General features: G+C 38.6%; 13 protein-coding genes. 7 read left to right on the top strand and 6 right to left on the bottom strand.

The features are described 5' to 3' along the window. The first annotated feature begins 21 nt into the window (after window positions 1-21). From RMY00_RS09755 to trpD, 3 genes are all read left to right on the top strand, one after another. Window positions 22-1,272, top strand: a complete 1,251-nt coding sequence (locus tag RMY00_RS09755) for a tyrosinase family protein (RefSeq protein ID WP_322647337.1) — start codon at window positions 22-24, stop codon at window positions 1,270-1,272. Between the two features lie 58 nt (window positions 1,273-1,330). Continuing rightward, entirely contained in the window at window positions 1,331-2,563 is a 1,233-nt protein-coding gene (trpB, locus tag RMY00_RS09750; RefSeq protein WP_322647391.1) for a tryptophan synthase subunit beta, read from the top strand. 126 nt (window positions 2,564-2,689) lie between these two features. Next, window positions 2,690-3,781 carry an anthranilate phosphoribosyltransferase gene (trpD, locus tag RMY00_RS09745; protein WP_322647390.1) on the top strand — a complete coding sequence of 364 codons (1,092 nt, stop codon included), beginning with the start codon at window positions 2,690-2,692 and terminating at the stop codon, window positions 3,779-3,781. A 54-nt stretch (window positions 3,782-3,835) separates the two neighbouring features. On the opposite strand, the gene RMY00_RS09740 is transcribed toward trpD, so the two are convergent. Beyond that, window positions 3,836-4,021 carry a hypothetical protein gene (locus tag RMY00_RS09740; protein WP_322647336.1) on the bottom strand — a complete coding sequence of 62 codons (186 nt, stop codon included), beginning with the start codon at window positions 4,019-4,021 and terminating at the stop codon, window positions 3,836-3,838. Between the two features lie 37 nt (window positions 4,022-4,058). Between RMY00_RS09740 and aroF the strand changes: the two genes are divergently transcribed. After that, complete coding sequence (gene aroF / locus RMY00_RS09735) at window positions 4,059-5,159, top strand: 3-deoxy-7-phosphoheptulonate synthase (RefSeq protein ID WP_322647335.1); 1,101 nt, start codon at window positions 4,059-4,061, stop codon at window positions 5,157-5,159. A 386-nt stretch (window positions 5,160-5,545) separates the two neighbouring features. Here the strand turns inward: aroF and RMY00_RS09730 are convergent, their stop codons facing one another. Beyond that, window positions 5,546-5,746 carry a heavy-metal-associated domain-containing protein gene (locus RMY00_RS09730; protein WP_109008297.1) on the bottom strand — a complete coding sequence of 67 codons (201 nt, stop codon included), beginning with the start codon at window positions 5,744-5,746 and terminating at the stop codon, window positions 5,546-5,548. Window positions 5,747-6,489: 743 nt separating this feature from the next. Then, a complete protein-coding gene (locus tag RMY00_RS09725; protein WP_322647389.1) occupies window positions 6,490-7,302 on the bottom strand; it encodes an SDR family oxidoreductase in 813 nt (270 codons plus the stop codon). Window positions 7,303-7,512: 210 nt separating this feature from the next. On the opposite strand from RMY00_RS09725, the gene RMY00_RS09720 reads away from it, so the two are divergent. Next, window positions 7,513-8,490, top strand: coding sequence for a threo-3-hydroxy-L-aspartate ammonia-lyase (locus tag RMY00_RS09720; protein ID WP_322647334.1), 978 nt, complete (start codon window positions 7,513-7,515; stop codon window positions 8,488-8,490). 54 nt (window positions 8,491-8,544) lie between these two features. Here the strand turns inward: RMY00_RS09720 and RMY00_RS09715 are convergent, their stop codons facing one another. The 3 genes from RMY00_RS09715 to RMY00_RS09705 form a co-directional block, all read right to left on the bottom strand. Then, a complete protein-coding gene (locus RMY00_RS09715; RefSeq protein ID WP_322647388.1) occupies window positions 8,545-13,887 on the bottom strand; it encodes an AAA family ATPase in 5,343 nt (1,780 codons plus the stop codon). 207 nt (window positions 13,888-14,094) lie between these two features. After that, the gene (locus RMY00_RS09710; RefSeq protein WP_322647333.1) at window positions 14,095-16,404 is read right to left on the bottom strand and encodes an NAD(P)-binding protein; all 2,310 of its coding nucleotides are present in this window, start codon (window positions 16,402-16,404) and stop codon (window positions 14,095-14,097) included. A 235-nt stretch (window positions 16,405-16,639) separates the two neighbouring features. Then, entirely contained in the window at window positions 16,640-17,890 is a 1,251-nt protein-coding gene (locus tag RMY00_RS09705) for a hypothetical protein (protein WP_322647332.1), read from the bottom strand. 458 nt (window positions 17,891-18,348) lie between these two features. Between RMY00_RS09705 and RMY00_RS09700 the strand changes: the two genes are divergently transcribed. Both RMY00_RS09700 and RMY00_RS09695 read left to right on the top strand, forming a co-directional pair. Further along, window positions 18,349-19,656 (top strand): amino acid permease, encoded by a 1,308-nt coding sequence (locus tag RMY00_RS09700; RefSeq protein ID WP_322647331.1) that lies wholly within the window; start codon window positions 18,349-18,351, stop codon window positions 19,654-19,656. Between the two features lie 72 nt (window positions 19,657-19,728). Beyond that, entirely contained in the window at window positions 19,729-20,274 is a 546-nt protein-coding gene (locus RMY00_RS09695; protein WP_322647330.1) for an RNA 2'-phosphotransferase, read from the top strand. Window positions 20,275-20,418 lie beyond the last annotated feature (144 nt).

The following is a 20,418-nucleotide window of genomic DNA, read 5'->3' as shown; positions in this document are numbered from 1 at the left end:
AATACAAAGGAAATCTTAGCTATGAAACTCCTGCTGAAATCTGTCAAAATACTAATTTATAGCTTACTTCTAGTTAGCACTTGTGCTATTACAGTCTTCGCCCACGATCGCATTGACCACGGACAATACCAATACCATTGGAATCACAATGTTGGACAATACGCTCGCCCAGCTGTAAGAAAGAACGTAACTGACCTGACATCAGCAGAGAAAGCAGCCTTTGTCAAAGCTATCAAAACCTTAAAAACTACAATTCCCGCAGGTAGCAAGGTCAGTATTTACGACCAATTCGTTGCCATACATATAGGCGCAACACGCTTGATTCATAACCATAAAGGACATTCCAATGGTTCTGTTCAAGAACTTGCTCATGAAAATGCCGCATTTTTCCCTTGGCATCGAGAATATATTCGCAGATTTGAACAAGCACTGCAAGCAGTAGACCCAAATGTTACTCTCCCATACTGGGATTGGACAGACCCCAAATCACTTGATGTAGTTTTTAACGATGATTTTCTTGGTTCTAATGGTCAAGGAGTAACCATCAAAATTCCAAATCAAGGAAACTTTACAGGCGGGACTGTACCTGGGGCTTTTTCTGCTGCAAATGGCTGGGTTATGAATCCAGCATTAAACATTGACCTAGATACCAACACATCATTAGGTACATCACTTGTTCGCTTTCTACGGCTACCTCCTGCCACCGATTACCCTGTGCCCAAAAAAGATGTTGAGCGTGCCCTAGCTCTTAATGATTATTCTCTATTTCGCGCTGCTATGGAAGGATTTATCTCTGTAGATGAGCAGGGTAAAGTCACCCCAGGAGGATTTATCCACAACTACATTCATGGTTTAGTTGGTGGGGTGCAGATAGACGCAAGCACAAGACCCATAAAGTTTAAAGGCTTGGGTACTATGAGCAATATACCAAGTTCGCCTTATGACCCAGTGTTTTGGTTGCATCATGCCAACGTAGACCGCCTCTGGGCCCAATGGCAAGAAAACGGTCATCAAGGTAGCAATTTTTATCCTCCCGATGGTCATAGTCAGCCTTACGGACACAACCTTAAAGACCTAATGTGGCCTTGGGACGGCGGTATGTCTACCCCCAAAGCTACCGCGTTAGGAGATTTAGTATCCCTATTACCAAATTTTGACTCTAAAGATTTGGTGCGCCCTATAGACGTTTTGAATCACAGGGAATTGGGCTATACCTACGAAACCCGTGAAAGGGAAACGCGAAAAGAATTTTATCTGTGGGATAAGTTCTAAAAAATTAGAACGAAAGTAAAAAATATTTGAACATAAAGGATTTTCAACTGTGGTAAGCATCCAAGACATCAACGCTATCATTTCAACTACGCCTGTGCTACCTGACCTTTTAGGCAGGTTTGGAAAATTCGGCGGTAAGTATGTCCCTGAAACCTTAATGCCTGCATTAACTGAGTTAGAAGCGGCATTTAATCAATATTGCAATGAGCCGAGTTTTGAAGCAGAACTGCAAAACTTACTGCGCGATTATGTGGGACGACCCAGCCCATTATATTTTGCTGAACGCCTAACAACAAACTACGCTAGATCAGATGGCACGGGGCCGCAAATCTATTTAAAGCGCGAGGATTTAAATCATACAGGCGCTCACAAAATTAATAATGCTTTAGCTCAGGTGTTGCTAGCTAAACGCATGGGTAAGCAAAGGATTATTGCAGAGACAGGTGCAGGACAACACGGCGTAGCAACTGCAACTGTATGTGCTAGGTTTGGTTTGAAATGTGTAATTTACATGGGCGTCCAGGATATGGAACGCCAAGCCCTGAACGTGTTCCGCATGAAATTAATGGGGGCAGAAGTTCGTCCAGTGGAGGCAGGTACAGGAACTCTTAAGGATGCAACTTCTGAAGCAATTCGGGATTGGGTGACAAACGTAGAAACAACCCATTACATCCTGGGTTCTGTTGCTGGGCCTCATCCCTACCCAATGATTGTCCGTGACTTCCACGCGATAATTGGTATAGAAACTCGCGCTCAGTCCCAAGAGAAATGGGGAGGATTACCAGATATTCTACTGGCTTGCGTGGGTGGAGGTTCCAATGCGATCGGCTTGTTTCATGAGTTTGTACATGAACCTTCAGTGCGCCTAATCGGAGTGGAAGCGGCGGGTGAAGGTGTAGATACAGAAAAACACGCTGCTACCTTGACAAAAGGAAAGATAGGTGTATTGCACGGTGCAATGAGCTATTTACTGCAAGATGATGATGGTCAAGTCATCGAAGCCCATTCAATTAGTGCCGGATTAGATTATCCTGGCGTTGGCCCTGAGCATAGTTATTTAAAGGATCTTGGTCGCGCCGAATATTACAGTGTTACCGATAAACAGGCACTAAAAGCGTTGCAAAGGCTTTCGCAACTCGAAGGGATTATCCCAGCCTTAGAAACTGCTCATGCGATCGCATATCTCGAAACCCTTTGTCCTCAATTAGAAGGCAACCCCCGCATCGTCATCAACTGTTCCGGCAGAGGTGACAAAGATGTGCAAACAGTCGCAAAAGTCCTTATTCCTTAATTTTGACAAAGATGTGCAAACCGTCGCAAAAGTCCTTATTCCTTAATTTTTTCTTTTTGTCATTAGTCATTAGTCATTTGTCATTCGTGAATGCCCCATGCCCCATGCCCAATGCCCATCAAGAATATGATCGCAGTAACGCAAACTCCATCCGATAACATCTCTATCCCTCCTGAGTTCTACAACTGGCCAGCTTTATTACAACAGTTATTAAATCGGCAATCCTTGACAGTTTCCCAAGCTGCGGATTTGATGCAAGGTTGGCTCACCGATGCCATTCCTCATGTCCTATCAGGAGCGATTTTAGCCGCAATTCAAGCTAAAGGCGTATCCGCCGAAGAATTAGTCGGCATGGCCAGTGTCTTACAATCCCAGTCCCCATTCCCCAGTCCCCAGTCATCAGCCCCCCTAATTGACACCTGCGGAACTGGTGGAGATGGCGCTTCAACCTTTAATATTTCCACTGCTGTTGCCTTTGTTGCCGCCGCCGCCGGGGTAAAAGTTGCCAAACATGGCAATCGTTCCGCATCCAGCAAGACTGGTTCGGCTGATGTATTGGAAGCTTTGGGTATAAATCTCAACGCCACTCCAGAAAAAGTGCAAGCCGCAGTGGGTGAAGTCGGAATCACCTTTTTGTTTGCTCCAGGTTGGCATCCTGCACTTAAAGCGATCGCTACTTTGCGAAAAACTTTGAAAGTGCGGACTATTTTTAACTTGCTCGGCCCGCTAGTAAATCCTATGCGGCCAACAGGGCAAATTATTGGTGTCAACGATCCGCTTTTACTAGAGGAAATTGTTCAAGCTTTATCCCAACTGGGATGTCAGCAAGCGATCGCAGTCCACGGACGGGAACGTTTAGATGAAGCTGGTTTGGCAGATGTCACTGACTTAGCTGTACTCCAGGATAAAAAAGTCCGTTCTCTAACACTCAATCCTCAAGAACTTGGTTTGAGTTTTGCACCAACTGCGGCGTTATGCGGTGGAGATGTCCAAGAAAATGCCGAAATCTTGAAGGCAGTTCTCCAAGGTAAAGGTACTCAAGCGCAGCAGGATGTAGTTGCTTTAAATACAGCCCTCGCACTGCAAGTTGGTGAAGCCATTCATGGGGAAACTGATGTTTTAGTCGGTTGTGTTAAAGGTATTATTCTTGCCAAAGAAATTCTGCAAAGCGGCGTAGCTTGGACAAAACTAGAACAACTTGCAGAATTTTTGCGCTAGACTACCCTCGCCTACGAAGAGCTACGGTGTACACGCAAGTCTTTTAAAGTTGCCCTACACCTCGACCTGCAATGCCAATGCATCGACCTGCAATACCAATGCATCGACCTGCAATACCAATGCATCGACTTGCAACGCCAATACATTGACCTGCAATGCCAATGCATCGACCTGCAATAACAATGCATCGACCTGCAATAACAATGCATCGACCTGCAATAACAATGCATCGACCTGCAAAGATTAGCCTACTCAAACTATACGGAAGGAAAAATAGATGATTATCATACTTAAAAGCGGTACACCTGTTGAGGAAATTGCTCGCATCAGCCAAGAAGTGAGTGAGACTTGGGGAGTCACGGTAGAAAAAAGCGTTGGCACCCATAAAGTTGTCTTAGGGCTAATTGGTGATACCACTAGCATCGATAAATTACAAGTTCAGGAATTCAGCCCTTGGATTGAGCAAGTATTACGGGTGCAACAACCTTTCAAGCGCGTAAGCCGAGAATTCCGACATGGAGAAGCCAGCGAGGTTGTTGTACCTACACCTAACGGTGATGTCTATTTCGGCGAACTTCACCCCATCGTAGTAGTAGCCGGGCCTTGTTCCGTTGAGAATGAAGCGATGATTGTCGAAACGGCAAAACGCGTCAAGGCAGCAGGAGCGCAGTTTCTGCGTGGCGGAGCTTACAAACCCCGCACCTCACCTTATGCCTTTCAAGGTTATGGTGAAAGCGCTTTAGATTTGTTAGCAGCAGCGCGAGAAGCTACTGGTTTGGGTATCGTCACAGAACTTATGGATGCTGCCGATTTATCAGCAGTGGCAAGAACAGCTGACATAATCCAAATCGGAGCGCGGAATATGCACAACTTTTCGTTGCTCAAAAAGGTAGGCGCTCAAGATAAACCAGTGTTACTCAAGCGCGGGATGTCTGCCACAATTGACGAGTGGTTGATGGCGGCAGAATATATTTTGGCATCTGGAAATCCAAATGTAATTCTTTGTGAACGCGGAATCAGAACCTTTGATGGCAAATATGCCCGGAATACTTTAGATTTATCAGTGCTGCCGGTATTGCGATCGCTTACCCACTTACCGATAATGATTGATCCTAGTCATGGTACTGGTAGGTCTGAATATGTTCCATCTATGGCAATGGCTGCGATCGCAGCTGGTACAGATGCCTTAATGATTGAAGTTCATCCCAATCCCGCAAAAGCTTTATCTGATGGGCCCCAATCTCTCACCCCTGATAAATTTGACCGCTTAGTTCAAGACATGTCAGTTCTGGGCAAAGTAGTTGATCGCTGGTCTACACCTGTATTTGGTAGGGTTGGTGAAAGCCGCGTTCTCTTGACGCCAGAACTCTCAAAGTAGATAGAACCCAATACTTGTCGGTTAAGGGGAAAAGGGGAAGGTGGGGTCCCCTCTGGGGATAAGGGGCGGGGGAAATGGGAAATAAAAAACCTTTAACCTTTAACCTTTTCCCCAAACTTAATTCCGAGTTGAAAATCCAAAACCCGAGCAGTATTGAGATAGAGCCTAATCTTAGACGATTTTTTGCAAATGGTTCAACCCGATCAACGGATTTTTTAGACGAAAGAATCTGTTGATCGGGTTTTTATAAACTACCTGCGCTTTCAATTCTCTATTAAGTAGAGTAATTAATAATACTCAACCCGTAAACCCGGCGAATATATGACTAAGCAATTATGCTAGCTAAATTACTCGATCTAAATCTCTTCAGAAATTTAGAAATCTAATTAATAGCCCTCGATAGTATAACCAGCAGATTGAACTATCTGTTTAATTGTCTCTTCAGAAGCCGCAGTGTCTACAGCTACGGTTTTTGCATTAACGTCCACATCTACTTTGGCATCAGATTCCATCGTTTGAATAGATTTAGTGATTTTCTTGGCGCATTCATCACCTTTAATATCTGGAACTTTCAATTTAATTGCCATCACTTACCTCTTTCCGTCAACTGGATTTTTCTTTAATAAATATAATAACGGCTGAGATAGTGAGCGCACATCTTACTATAGTCAGGGAATTGGGAATCCCAAAGATAGTAATGAAAAATAGCTATGCTTAAATAATTGCTGAGATTATTTATAGATAATCTGACTAAATTAAATGCCAAATATGTAAGCTAATTTATGAAAATTCACTTAGTATAACTAACTTCTAAAAGCCCGCTTTTTTTGTTTGCTCTGAAGACTCCACTAGAGATTACAGATTATTCTATAGGCGTTTTTATTTGACATAGTTGTTCAGGCAGTGTTGCCTGAACATACAAATGTTTATACGTAAGTCACAAAATCTTTTTATCTGTAGTCTTGAACTATTTTTATGCTCCAGGTAGTTCTGCCTAATTTTAGATGCATATATATATTCAGAAAGCAGCTATCTTGTGGCATATATTAGACATCTGTTGAAATTAAATATTGGCAGGAGTGTTAGGGGCTGGCCTATATACTGGTTTTCGGTAGATGCCTTTGTTCACCTCTTAATACCAATTCTTCAAAATGAGACAATAGATGTAAATCAGAAAAGTCTTGCTGCATCTAAGTTTCTTAATTGCGAATTGGTATAACTTTACTTCGTTGCGTTGAGGAAAAGTACTCCCACAATTTAGTTGAAATAGGACGGTTACAGAGAAAGCGGGATGATTTAGCAACTTCCAAAATCTCCCCCAGCCGCAAGGCTACCTATTTTTTTTGAGTTCGTGTATACTTCTTACGACCTTTGTTACTAAATTTCTAGGTGTAAATCTTACGCTTTCAGTTAATATCTTATTTCTCATCCCAGGAACGATAACAGTTTTGTTTTTCATTAAACCCCGATAACCAATCTTAGCAACGGTTTGCATATCCATCATTCTGTTAATGTTAGGAATCTTTGAATCTTCCATTGCTGATGGTTGTTGAAATTCCGATGCTGTTAGCCCTGGACAAAGAACAGTCACGCTGACACCTGTACCCTCTAATTCATTAGCGATCGCTTCAGAAAATGATAATACATAGGCTTCAGTAGCAAAATAAACTGCCCTTAAAGGCCCTGGTTGAAAAGCAGCAGATGAGGCCACATTTAATATTTTTCCATAGTTTTGCTTTACCATATCCTTGAGCAATAACTTAGTTAAATGAGTCAGACTCACTATATTTACCTGGAGCATTTTCAGTTCAGTGGTGAGGTCTGTTTCATTAAATTCTCCATAAGTACCAAAGCTAGCATTGTTAATCAGCACATCAATTTTTATCGATGCTTGCTGTAATTCTCTGAAAATTTCTTTTGGAGATGTTGGGATAGATAAATCCTGAGCAAAAATTTTCACAAAAATGCCAAACTTTTGCGGAAATTCATCTAGAATTTCAGTAAGTTTTTGTTCATCTTTATCTACTAACACAAGATTATAACTATGACGAGCAAAAATTTGAGTTAATTGATAGCCTATTCCACTAGCCGCTCCTGTAATTAGAGCAGTTTTTTTTTGCCGACTTTCAGATATTTTATTCATGCTAAAAAAAAATGGCAATTGTGAGTTTGTTAATTTAAGTTTTCTAAAAATTACTACAGTAATATATAATATTTGCTGTAGTAATTTTTATGCAGACAATAAATGATGCTATCCACCTGAAATGAGTATGTTTCAATCAAGCATATTTGGCACAAATATAAAAATCTGTATCTATATAAACAAGAGCAAAAATATTTAATATTGTCATCAATGCCACAGTATAATTCCGTTGCCATAACTGACGTGCAAGCAGCACAAGAGCGAATTTTGGGGATTGCCAACCACACGCCTGTACTGACTTCTAGAATTGTTAACGATCGCACTAATAGCCAAGTATTCTTTAAGTGCGAAAATTTTCAACGCACGGGGGCATTTAAATTTAGAGGTGCATACAATGCCCTAACCCAACTATCGGTAGCACAAAAACAAACAGGCGTTATCACCTATTCATCGGGAAATCACGCCCAAGCGATCGCTTTAGCTGGGCAATTACTCAATATTCCCACCACCATTATCATGCCTGATGATGCTCCGGGTGTTAAACAAACTGCCACTCGTGGCTATGGTGCAGAGATAATTTTATACAATCGCCAAGAAACAAACCGGGAAGAATTAGCCCAAAATTTAGCAAGTAATCGCAATCTCACTCTGATTCCCCCTTACGATCATCCTCATGTAGTCGCCGGACAGGGAACAACTGCTTTAGAACTGATCCAAGAAGTTGGTGAATTGGACTTATTATTAGTTTGTTGTGGTGGTGGCGGATTACTTTCAGGGTGTGCGATCGCAGCCAAAGCACTTTTACCAAATTGTAAAGTAATCGGCGTAGAGCCAGCCCTTGCCGACGATGCTACCCGTTCTTTTCACACCAAAACTCTGCAAACAGTCAAAAATCCTAATACCATCGCTGATGGTGCGCGAACTCCCAGCCTTGGTAAAATTACTTTCCCCTTAGTGCTGCATTACGTCGATGATATGGTGACAGTATCGGAAGAAGCGATTCTTCGTACCATGTTTTTCTTGTGGGAACGTTTGAAAATTGTCGTTGAACCTACCGGAGTACTTGCAGCAGCAGCCTTACTCGAAGGTGTGGTGACAGCATCAGAAGCGAGGATTGGTGTCATCATTAGCGGTGGAAATGTAGATTTAACACAAGTTGGTAAATTGTTTTCTGTGGGATTAGATTGAACACAGTGTACCCCGCCCAAATCATCAAATCTCTGTTAGTCCACATCGAGGTTGCTAGATTACCTGCTTTTGCCTACAGGGAATTTGAATGATAAACTCTGCGCCCTCTCCGGGTGCAGAAATGCACTCTATTGTACCGTGATGTTTGTCTACTACGATTTGATAAGTGATTGATAATCCTAAACCAGTACCTTGTCCTACAGGTTTAGTGGTGAAAAAAGGATCAAATATTTTTTGTCTGACACTTTCACTCATACCTATCCCATTATCCTTAATAGAAATGAGGACTAAATCAGAATTGACTACTTGGGTACGAATAGCGATCGCACTATAATTACTCTTAATTTCCTCTGCGTTTTTTTCCTGATTGAACTTTTGTAAAGCATCAATTGCATTATTCAGAATATTCATAAATACCTGATTAAGTTGCCCAGCATAACATTCAACTTTTGGTAAATCACCGTAATTTTTGATAATTTCAATTGCAGGCTTACCTGAATTATCTTGAAGACGGCTTTGCAAAATTAGTAAGGTACTATCAATTCCCTCATGAATGTTAACAGGTTTCATACCAGCCTCATCTAACCGAGAAAAATTACGCAATGTCAGCACAATTTCCCGAATACGTTCCGTGCCACTTCTCATAGAAGATAAAGTTTTAAGGATATCTTCTTTAATAAAATCAACATCAATATTCTCTAAAAACTCTTTTATTTCTGGTGCTAAGTCTGGATAGGTATTTTGATAAATATTAATTAAGCTAAGTAAATCTTGTGTATAATTATCAATGTAGTCTAGGTTGCCATGAATAAAGCTTACAGGATTATTAATTTCATGAGCAATACCAGCAATCATTTGTCCCAAACTGGACATTTTTTCTGTCTGAATAAGCTGGGTTTGAGTTAGTTTTAATTCGTGTAGTGTTTCCTTTAATCGCACATTATTTTCATTTAACTCTCTAGTTCTTTCCTCTATCTTATCTTCTAAGTTAGCGTAGAGTCGGGCATTTTCTAAAGAAATAGCTGCTTGCGAAAAAAGAATCTTTAATATTCGTATTCTATCAGAAGTAAATGCTCCTACTGTTAAATTATTTTCTAAATAAAGTAACCCAATCAATTTACCTTGATTAACGATACAAGTACACATCAGCGATTTAATTTGATGGTCAATAATATATAAATCTCTTGTAAAATTTCCTTCACTGCTAGCATCAGATAAAATTACATCTTTTTGCGTTCGTGTCACATAGTCAATTACAGATATAGGTAATTGCTGACTATTTTTTAATGGTAGTGATTGACCAACGGTTAAATCATCTTTCTCTACACTCGCTTGAGCTTCAATAAATAATTTTCCTTCTTTCTCGAGAAGCAAAATACCAGTCTGAGCACCAGCATTCTCAATCACAATTGTCATTAATTTTTCTAACAGATTTTCTAATAAAATTACTTCTGATAAAGCTTGTGATGCTTTAATAACTGTGATTAAATCTAGCCCGCTTGATTTTTCATTAGCAGTGGAAGTAGTAATAGTATTACTTGTAAACCCTACTTGAGAGGGAGTAGAAACCTGAGTAATTAACTCTGGATATTTTAATTCCAAATCCTTAAATTTAGCACTTGCTCCCCAACGACGATAACCATAGTGTGCCTTTGTCATGTATAACGAAGCAAATTCATTTCTTCCTAGACTGAGATAAAATTCTGCCGCACATTCATAAGCTAGCGCCTCTTCATGAAGATATCCAGACTTATGAGCGCCTTGAATAGCGCGATCGTAGTGTTCCATCGCTACTAATGCTTGTCCTAAAAATCGTGCTTTTTCTGCTTCTACTAATTCATATTTGTGCTGATTATTTACAGGTGCATGAGCCGCCCATTCTTTTAATTGTTTTTGGTTTTCTTCTACTTTATCCATAGCAGTTTTTATCTCTGTTTGAGAAGTAGTCTTTGAACAGAGAGCCAACAATGCTAAAGAGTAATAAAACTTATATTGAGGTAGATAAGTGGTTCCACTAGCTGCAACTTCATACTGTTGTGCTAATTGAGCATTTTTAACAGACTGACTATAATCTTTAAAGAAATAACTTAAAATACTTTTGGCAAGATAAGTATAAAAAATGGCTGTAATATTTCCTGCCATTCTCTGCATTACTGTTTCATTAAAACTATCACCATCTAAACAAGATTTATTATGCTGTCTTTGAACTAGCTCGATGACCATCTGTTTTAATATCAGTAAACAAATTGTAAAATGCTCTTGCTGTATTTTTTGCGCTAAATTAATATATTGTTCTAATCTTTGTTGAAGAATGTCTAAATTTTCTCCAATCCAAAAAGGATGCCAACAAACTAACAACCCATTATAACCCACATACTCAATATCCCCTGTATCCAAACCACTTTGGACACCATGCTCTAAAGGTTCTATAGTTGATTGAATATGTTCTTTCCAATGTCTAACAAAAATATTAAATAGTGCATACACTTTAGATTTAATTTCACTAGCATTGAATTGGTCTAATATTTGTAAAGATAATTTCCCAAAACGATATCCTGATTCAATATCCTTAAGAGGCCCACATAAAATTAGCCCATAAAAACCATAGGCATAAGCTGCAAAAGATGAATTGCCATACTGCACACATAAATCAACCATCGTAAAAGCAATCAGTGGTAAAAGTGCGGGATCTGCTAAATAAGCGGGAGGCATGGCTGTCATTAGTATCCTCATGGCAGCTAGCTTATGAGCATCAGTCATTTCTGGCAAGTTGACTAATTCTTCAATTGTTAACTCTGCTGGTGGAGTTTGAGACAATGAAACTCCCAGCATCTCTAGCACCTGCAAATCTAAATCTAATGCTTCTCGCATTCGATTTTGAGCAACATAAAACTGAATCTTTTTCTCATATACTTTCACAGCATCAAGAATATTTTTAGTATTACTTATAACGCTAGTAAACAATGCTTCTGCTTGCTCAAAATTTGTATTTAAGTATTCTGCTTCTACTGTTTCTACATGAAGTTCAAGAGTTAAATCATAATAGTTTTGCCAACAATCGATAGCAAGTAAGCTTAGACCTTGCTTTAAAAACCTTACAGCAGATTCGTAAGCAGCAGAATCTTTAGCTTTACGTCCTGCAATAAGATTGAACTCAGCTAGTTTATATCTTTCTTCGGAAGAATTAATTAACTCATTACCGATATTCAACTGGTTAACAATATCGAAGATTTTTTCTTCTAGCAAGCCTTCTTTTATATTCTTTAATAACAGTCTACCAATATTTAAATGAATCTCTTTTTTTTGCTCATCAGGTATTAACGCATAAGCTGCTTGTTGCACGCGATCGTGAATAAATTTATAATCAATTACAAAAACATCAAGATGATTTAATAAATGTGGTTGTTTATAGCTATCACTTAAAGGTATGACTAAACCAGCTTGTAGTGCTTCCCAAATATCTAATGCTGTGTCATTCTGAGAACTTTCATTAATATAAGCCAGTATATTAAAATTAAATCGATTACCAATACAGGCAGCTATTTTTAAAATCTTTTGTGTAGTACCTTTAAGTTTTTGAATTTTACCAATCATTAATTCAACAACATTATCAGTAATTTCTAGCATCTGAATGCGCTGAATATCCCATTGCCATTGACTAGTAATTAAGTTAAAAAAAAGCAGATTTTCTAGATGAATAAACTTGAGTAATTGATTGATAAAAAACGGATTGCCAGCAGTTTTATTAAAAATTAATTTTGCCAAATCTTGAGATTCTTTTAAATTAGATTTTAGGCTATCGCTAACTAACTGACAAACATCAGTAATTTTTAAATTTTGACAATGAATAATCTTAATAGAGCTACTATTTCTTTCGATTTTCCGCAAAGCTAACATTAGAGGATGACTGGGATCAACTTCATTATCTCGATATGCTCCAATTATTAATAAATATTGAATTTCCGTATCTGTAGCTAATAACTGAATTAATTTTAATGAAGCTAAGTCTGCCCATTGTAAATCATCTAAAAATACCACTAATGGATGCTCTTTTTGAGCAAACAAATTGATAAATTTTTGAAAAAATAAGTTAAATCGGTTTTGTGACTCTGCTGAAGATAGTTGTGGTACTTCTGGTTGTTTACCGATAATGAATTCTAGTTCAGGAATAACATCAATAATAATTTGAGCATTTGGAACTAGAGCCTCTAAAAGTTTTTCTTTCCAAGTTGCTAATTTTGCTTCATTTTCTGTTAGTAATTGCTGCATTAGCTCTTGAAATGCTTGAATTAGCGAAGCATAAGGAATATTGCGTTGAAATTGCTCAAATTTACCAGCAATAAAATAGCCTCTGTTTTTGATAACAGGTTTATGAATTTCATTCACTAATGCTGATTTACCAATACCTGAATAGCCTGCAACTAATATTAATTCTTTGTTTCCTTGATTAACTCTTTCAAAAGCAGACATTAAGATATCTATTTCTGCTTCTCGTCCATACAACTTTTCGGGAATTTGTAGTTGGCTAGATTGATCCTGCTGACCAATTGGAAATTCAATTATAGAATTAGTTTGCTCTAACTGACTAAGACAGTTTTCTAAATCAGCTTTAATCCCAAGAGCACTCTGATATCTTTCCTCAGCAGTTTTACTGAGTAATTTCATAATAATTGCAGAAATTACTTGAGGGATTTCTGGGATTAGCTGAGATACTGTTATAGGTTGTCTGGCAATATGACAATGAACTAACTCCATTGGATCAATTACTTGAAACGGTAACTGATTTGTAAGCATTTCATAAAAAGTTACACCCAACGAATAGAAGTCTGTACGGTAATCAACTGTTCGATTCATTCTTCCTGTTTGCTCTGGAGACATATAGGCTAAAGTTCCTTCAAGCAAATCAGGATTACTGAGTTTGGGTTTTTCTTGCAAAAGTAGTGATGAGATAGAAAAATCAATAATTTTAACTTGATGAGTTTCTAAATTAACAATAATATTCTGTGGTTTAATATCTTTATGAATAATATAATTTTGGTGTAATTCACCTAGAGCTTGGGTAATTTGAATACCTATTTTTAAAAAATCAACTAACTCAATTGTTTCTGTTTGGATAATTTTTTCGAGAGAACTATTATTAAAGTTTTCTAACACAATGGCAAAACCATTGTTGTATTTTTCTAAGCTATAAGCTTGAATAACTCCTGAGATATCTAAATTTTTGATTAGCTCATATTCATGTTTTAAGGCTGCTATATCTTTCAGATCAGGATATTCTGTTTTTAGAAGTTTAATAACCACTAGTTTATTATCTTTATTTCTACTAGCTCGATAAACAGCAGTTTTTGCTCCTTCATAAATTAATTCTATAATTTGGTAATTTGGTAATGTAATCATCATTTATATTAATGCCTTAGATAAATTTTCAAAAGTTTTAAATAATTATTTTATTCTTCATAGGATAGCAAATACATTTTTAATGTTTGTGTTATGCCAAACATTAAAAATGTATTATTCTACCGAGTTATCTAGGTTGAGAAAACCTATATAATGCCAAATTTTATTGAGTTTGTCAAAATGTACCTCATTAAATTAGATATACTTTTATAACCAAGAATCCCACTCACCAATAATTTTTTTGGTGTATTTTATATGGAAGCATTGATATAGAATAGCTCGTGTTGCTTGCATTGCAGAAATTACTGTAGCTTCCACGCAACCAGAATTGTAACCGTTGTTAATCCAGTCGCCAGCTAGGTAAAGGTTATCAAATCCAGATTCATCAGTTTTGAGTCGATACTTGGTACTTCCAGGTACAGAAAGTACATAGCGTTCTGATGGGTTAATGTTAATTCGCCAGTATTGAGCTTTAAAGCGTTCTACTCCTTGACGGTTTTGAAAATCTACTAGTAAATCCCAATTTAAACCTTGTGGATTTTTAGGGTGAGTAGCATCAGGCCAAAGGTGTCCGATGTAATTGTTAAGGAAGTTAATTGCTTGTTGGTCTACTTTTTTCTGAGCTTTATCTGGAAAATCATATTCTGTGTGGGGAGGAATACCTGGATCTGCAATTACACCGGTGAAATAAGCTACGTTATAAGGATAATGCTCAGAAGGCCAATTTTCTCGTTGTAGTAACTCGCTCATATCTGCATAGACATCGAGTGGTTCAACATAAGCTCCGATCACGGGACTAGATTGTTGCCATCCTAATTGCGGTAAGGTAGGCTTAAGCCATATTTGTCCGCCTTGAGTAGTTACTGTCTGAACTTGAGTTAACATATCGTGCCATTTTTGATGAGCTGGATTTTTTTTGGCATCGACTAGTTCACCGCAAATAGAGGGTAAGGCGGCTATAGAAATTCCCAGCAACACAATATCAAAATCATCGCCTTTGGTGAGGGTAATTTTGTCTACATTTTGCCAAGGTGTCCAATATGACTCAAGGTTAATTTCTTTATCTTGGAGTTTTTGGGCTTCTTCATCGACAATCTGATCGTAAAGAGGTTCACTAGGCCAGCAACGAATGTCTTTAACTTTAATAAGTGGTTGATATTCTTGCTCTGGGTTTTTTAAATTTACTTGCCGAGCCAAAGTGATACTTGCAATTGATTGTTGATCTTTATCCAAGTGTAACTGCTTGGCAACATGAAAGAATTTGAATTTTACACCGCGACTCTTTAGCACTTCATATAGTGGAGTGACGACTACCTCTGCCATCCCTGATTGCATTTTCCACATGATTGCGCCATTGTATTTGAACAAGATAGTGGTGAGGATACGAATGGCTGTTCCTGCTGCTAGTTGCGGTTTATTGGCATTGCCTTCTGGAAAACCATACACTAAATCGTATAAGACGCGAATAAATGCTGATTTAACGCTTGATTCCCTAGCTCCGTGTTTTCTGAGCCAATCTTTGTAGTCATATTCATCTAAACTGTCTATAAAACGAAAATCAATTACCTCATCTACAAATAAACCCCGGATGTTTGCTAATGCTAAATCGATGAATGTGAAACGCCAAAATATGTCAGAATTTTGCCAGTTTTTAGATTCTATATGACTGCTCAAGTGTTCTTTAAAACGGTCTATTAGCTTGAGAATTAGCTGGTGATGTTCACGTCTATGAGTTTTAGGATTTTCAGGCAGTGATTGAGCTAAATTATAGGCAAGCCTTAAGAAGGTTTTTTCAGAAGTCAAGTCTAGGTTTTGAAAGATATCGCCAATGTATTGATTGATATTGTTAAGCCATTTTCCCCAAAAAATAGGTTCTTGAAAAAATAACTGAATCAACTGGCTAGGAAATTGCAAAAGGCTACTATCTGATAAAAATTCCATTACCTCTTTGCCTATTGCTATTTGTTTAGCAACAGATGCTGAGGAGCTTTTTTCAGGATGCAACTGGTAGTAATTCTCAATTTCTGCGTAAGTCTGAATGACGAATTTGATAGTGGTGCAGATATGTTCCCAAAGAGAAGAAGTACCGCCACCTTTCCAGGGAACTAGAGAATTGGTAGGGAAGTTAAAAGACAGATTTACCCAATTTTGATTAATGTATTCTTCTAAGACAATCAGACTGTGGGGTTTGAATGCGTCTTCTATGGTGTTGAAAGGCCCGTTGCCACCAAGTTCATCATAGCATTGGTTGAGTAGACGAAAGGCATTTTCATAGAATCCAAAAAAAATGTGCAGTCCATGTTCTTCGATGCGGTAGTCTGGTTCACAATCAGGTGCATGGGGTTTGATGTTACGTCCAGTTGCACATTTACCACCCAAACGCCAACCTGTTTGATAAATAGTAATGTCGTAGAGACTCTCCCATCCTGGTTGACTGGTTAATTCATAAGCGGTAGTTAATGAGGCCATTCCACCGCCTAAGATAGCGATCTTTTTTGGCTTAAAGGTTTTGGACATGTTTGTTTTTCTTTGCGTGGTAAGGGTAAAGAAGAAAGAGAAGACAAAAGAGATAATTTATACCAATTTGCAATGGGCTAATGCCCCGCTTTGCTGTTTTCATGGCCGCAGGGCTGTACGCAATTAAGAAACATAGATGCAGTAAGACTTTCGTGATTTATATCTGTTGCCTCCTTTTGGAGAATTAGTATTACTCAGTACTGACTCAACGGCTCGCTAGCACTAACAGCACTCACTAATTTTTCTGTGGTGCTTGCCATACAGCTTTTCCATCTTTGAGGGTGAAGTCGAAATGCAGGACGAAACCAAGCTTTATGGGGATATTTACTGATTCGCTACCTGCGGGATAACCTTTGCCTAGTCCTAAGTCTTGGACAATTGGTTGGTTAGCGAAATTATTGATTTTTAATTGAAATTGATCGCCAAAACTATCAAAGCCAAAGAGTTTTCCCCCATAGAAGGTTTGTAGTTGCATGGGCGATTCAATTAGTGCTTGATAACAGGCCTTTTTGCTGTTTTCTACATCGCGGATTTGTTTAAGGGTAACGAGGGGGACAACTCTGTTTATGAGATATTCGAGGATATTAAAGGGTAACTGTAAGCCAGGAATGGCAATCTCGTTATTGTTAAATAATAAGCTAGCGATCGCTCTTATTGCTTCTTCAAAAGTGTCCCATGTTTTGATAACTTGGTGTTTAGCTCCTGTACTGATGCGTTGAACTTCTAGCAGGCGTGCATCTAGAGATTGACTTGTAGGAGAAAAGTCTTTAAATACTAAGGTATCTACGGTTAATAAATCCGGTTCTTGATTTAAGTCAGGAATTTGAAATGTGCCAAGTTGTTTAAAGAAGCCGTAGACTTCTCTACCAGAAACTAGAATGGGAGAATTATTCACATACAAGTAAGGCATAAAGAAAGCTAGGCGTTCGGCAATGAATAAAGCCCCAACTCTTTTACCTACCACTGTTAACATCCAAAAGATGGCTTCTTCTTCATGCACAGTTCCTTTATCATAGTCGGGTGAATAAATAGAACTTAAAGAATCTATCTTGTTGAAAGTCAAGAGGAGATAGTTCGTCGCTGGGCGATATTCAATCTCTCCGTTATTGGGATCGTTGAGATATTTATCACACACCTCTTGTAACTTCGCCATTGAACCTTCAACGACAAAGCCGTACATTTTTGTCCCTTTGATTTCGTAGGGTTGATTAAATGCCTGCCCATCTGCTCGTTCTATATATTTGGCGTATGGTAATTTTTTACCATCTCCCCAAAAGTAATTTTTGAAAAAACTAGTCATATCTTGTTCCATATTTTTGCCTTTTTCCGCTAAATCTTGGAACAATTGATCCGGTTTTTGTTGTATTTGGGTAAGGTAATTTGTGAATTTTTGGGGTTCTTGAAGGAGGGCAGTAAATTCACTGACAGCACCTAAAGCCGTATGGATACTTGTTTGTATTGTCTGCAAAGGGTTGTTGGTGTTCATAAGGTTTTGGGTAATTTCAGCACAAGGCCTTGTTTGAAGTGTTCCCTTTACACTGGCTTTTCTAACAAATTGCTCAGATAGGGAATCGTTGGTGATAAACCGCCAACGATTCGCACCTAATAGCCAATGTCAGAAGGGCTTTCGATGGTTTAGGGGAAAGGGCGCGATCGCACTTGTGAACATCTCGATATATGCAGTTGCTGCAACCCTTAACTGTCAAGTCTTCATCGCATCAACATAATTAGTCATTATTACTAGTATAAAAAGTCTTAATATATTACGGGGTATAATTAGTGGAAACTGTAAAGCGATCGCCCCAAATACTAAAGTAAAAATCAATCAAGTGCTAGAAGTGACTTTTACAGTCCTTTGCCTGAAAAACCAGGAATATCAGGGTTTTGTAAAGAATATTTACAGATGTTAATATTAATTTTTGGGTTTGAGTACGAATATTCAGTATGGTTCCCATAAAGACCGTTGTAAAGAATTCAGAACAAGTGACTCGGTTGTTTTCTCATCTCGAATTTGATGGAAAAAACTTCAATCATCAACCGGGTAGTGTATTGGGAAATACTGCATTGATTGCGGGAACCACCGTTGGGGCTGGTATTCTCGCCCTACCAGCCGTTACTCTGCCGTCTGGGATTGTGCCATCTACATCTGGGCTGATTGCTGTTTGGCTCTACGCTTTAGTTTCAGGGTTACTGATTGCAGAAGTAACTTTAAACATAATACGAACAGAAGGGCATCCGAGTATAGGTTTTTTGGCAGTTGTTGAGAAGATCCTTGGTAAGGTGGGAGGACGACTTGCAGGTGGGGCATATTTATTCATGCACTATGCTCTCTTGGTAGCATACATCGCCCAAGGTGGAGAGATTTTAGGATCTGCAACGGCAAAAATCTGGAGTGTGCAGATATTACCTACGTGGGTGGGTACAACGACTTTCACCCTCTTATTTGGTGGCGTTATGTATCTTGGGCGAGAAAAGTTTATTGAGAAATTAAACAGCGCCTTTGTCGGAATTGTCATCGTTTCCTTTTTAGGACTATTGCTTTTGGCAGGAGGGCACATTCAGAGTACCCAACTGTTATTTCAGAACTGGAGTGCCCTTGGTAGTGCCATTTCAGTGATGTCTGTGGCACTATTTTTCCAAAACGTTGTGCCGTTGGTTGTGACGCAACTTGAAGGAGATGCTCGCAAAATTCGTCAGTCCATTTTTATTGGTTCTGTGATTCCTCTAATTATGTTCTTGGCGTGGAATGCCGTAATTTTAGGAAGCATCAGTCCCGACATGCTACATGGCACATCTAGGGTTTTTGACCCATTACAAGTTCTCCGAGCAGGTGGCGAGGGGGAATGGTTAGCAGTGCTAGTATCCATTTTTTCAGAGTTTGCGATCGCTACATCATTTATTGGATTTGTGTACGGATTGCTGGATTTGCTCAAAGATATTTTCCTAATTGCACAGGGCAAACTTTTTAGTCGCCTACCCCTCTATTCGCTAGCTCTTTTCCCTCCAATGACTCTCGGAACCCTCAATCCCAGCATCTTTTTTACTGCCCTAGATTACACTGGAACATTTAGTATTTCAATTCTAGGTGGCATTATTCCGGCATTAATGAGTTGGAAACAACGTCAAGAACAAGAAAACTCAGATAGTATAAATCAACCACTCGTTCCTGGTGGTAAGGTAACACTCATTATCATAATTGGAGTGGCATTAGCCATGATAGGCAGGCAAATTTTGTTAATTTACACAAACTAAAACCATCAATGAAAATTTTGATGTAACATTAAAGATATATTTTTGTAGTATATTTATGCCAACCAAAATCTTATGAGTGATTCTCGCCTCGTCAAAATTAGTAAATATCTCAGCAAATATTTGCGACACACACCGGATGCAATTGGAATAAAACTTGCTCCTAGTGGTTGGGTTGCTGTTGATGAATTACTTACTGCTTCTGCTAAAAACAAGTTTCCCATTACGCGTCAGGAATTAGAGACGGTAGTTGAATCCAACGATAAACAACGCTTTTCTTTTGATTCTACAGGTACTCTGATTCGTGCGAACCAAGGACATAGTATAAAAGTCGATTTACAATTAGAACCTGTTGTTCCTCCAGATAAGCTTTATCATGGCACGGGACGTAAATCTGTAGAGTCAATTCTACAAACAGGACTTTGTAAAATGTCACGACATCATGTCCATTTATCAAAGGATATTATAACAGCACAAACTGTTGGTACAAGACATGGAAAACCAGTAGTTTTTGCAGTACATAGTGCGGCAATGCATCAGGCAGGTTACATCTTCTATTGTTCTGCTAATGGTGTTTGGTTAGTGGATCGTGTGCCACCTGAGTATCTACAAAAAATTTGAATTTTAATAGTTGTTTATGATGGGTTATAGGATTGTATACGTGATTAAGCAAAATCTAGTTTGATTTATTATTTGATTTCATAAAGGGAGCAGTAGAGCCATTTTTTTGTGTAAAATACAATCATGCCACTAGGATTAAAATAG

It is taken from the genome of Nostoc sp. ChiVER01 (assembly GCF_034531155.1).
GTDB lineage: Bacteria > Cyanobacteriota > Cyanobacteriia > Cyanobacteriales > Nostocaceae > Nostoc.
This window is presented reverse-complemented; position numbering and strand designations above follow the sequence as displayed.

What these genes read in the sequence shown, in the direction of transcription:
- RMY00_RS09755 (WP_322647337.1), top strand. Translation starts at nt 22, where the DNA reads ATGAAACTCCTGCTGAAATCTGTCAAAATACTAATTTATAGCTTACTT.
- trpD (WP_322647390.1), top strand. Translation starts at nt 2,690, where the DNA reads ATGATCGCAGTAACGCAAACTCCATCCGATAACATCTCTATCCCTCCT.
- aroF (WP_322647335.1), top strand. Translation starts at nt 4,059, where the DNA reads ATGATTATCATACTTAAAAGCGGTACACCTGTTGAGGAAATTGCTCGC.
- RMY00_RS09730 (WP_109008297.1), bottom strand. Translation starts at nt 5,746, where the DNA reads ATGGCAATTAAATTGAAAGTTCCAGATATTAAAGGTGATGAATGCGCC.
- RMY00_RS09725 (WP_322647389.1), bottom strand. Translation starts at nt 7,302, where the DNA reads ATGAATAAAATATCTGAAAGTCGGCAAAAAAAAACTGCTCTAATTACA.
- RMY00_RS09720 (WP_322647334.1), top strand. Translation starts at nt 7,513, where the DNA reads ATGCCACAGTATAATTCCGTTGCCATAACTGACGTGCAAGCAGCACAA.
- RMY00_RS09715 (WP_322647388.1), bottom strand. Translation starts at nt 13,887, where the DNA reads ATGATTACATTACCAAATTACCAAATTATAGAATTAATTTATGAAGGA.
- RMY00_RS09710 (WP_322647333.1), bottom strand. Translation starts at nt 16,404, where the DNA reads ATGTCCAAAACCTTTAAGCCAAAAAAGATCGCTATCTTAGGCGGTGGA.
- RMY00_RS09705 (WP_322647332.1), bottom strand. Translation starts at nt 17,890, where the DNA reads ATGAACACCAACAACCCTTTGCAGACAATACAAACAAGTATCCATACG.
- RMY00_RS09700 (WP_322647331.1), top strand. Translation starts at nt 18,349, where the DNA reads ATGGTTCCCATAAAGACCGTTGTAAAGAATTCAGAACAAGTGACTCGG.
- RMY00_RS09695 (WP_322647330.1), top strand. Translation starts at nt 19,729, where the DNA reads ATGAGTGATTCTCGCCTCGTCAAAATTAGTAAATATCTCAGCAAATAT.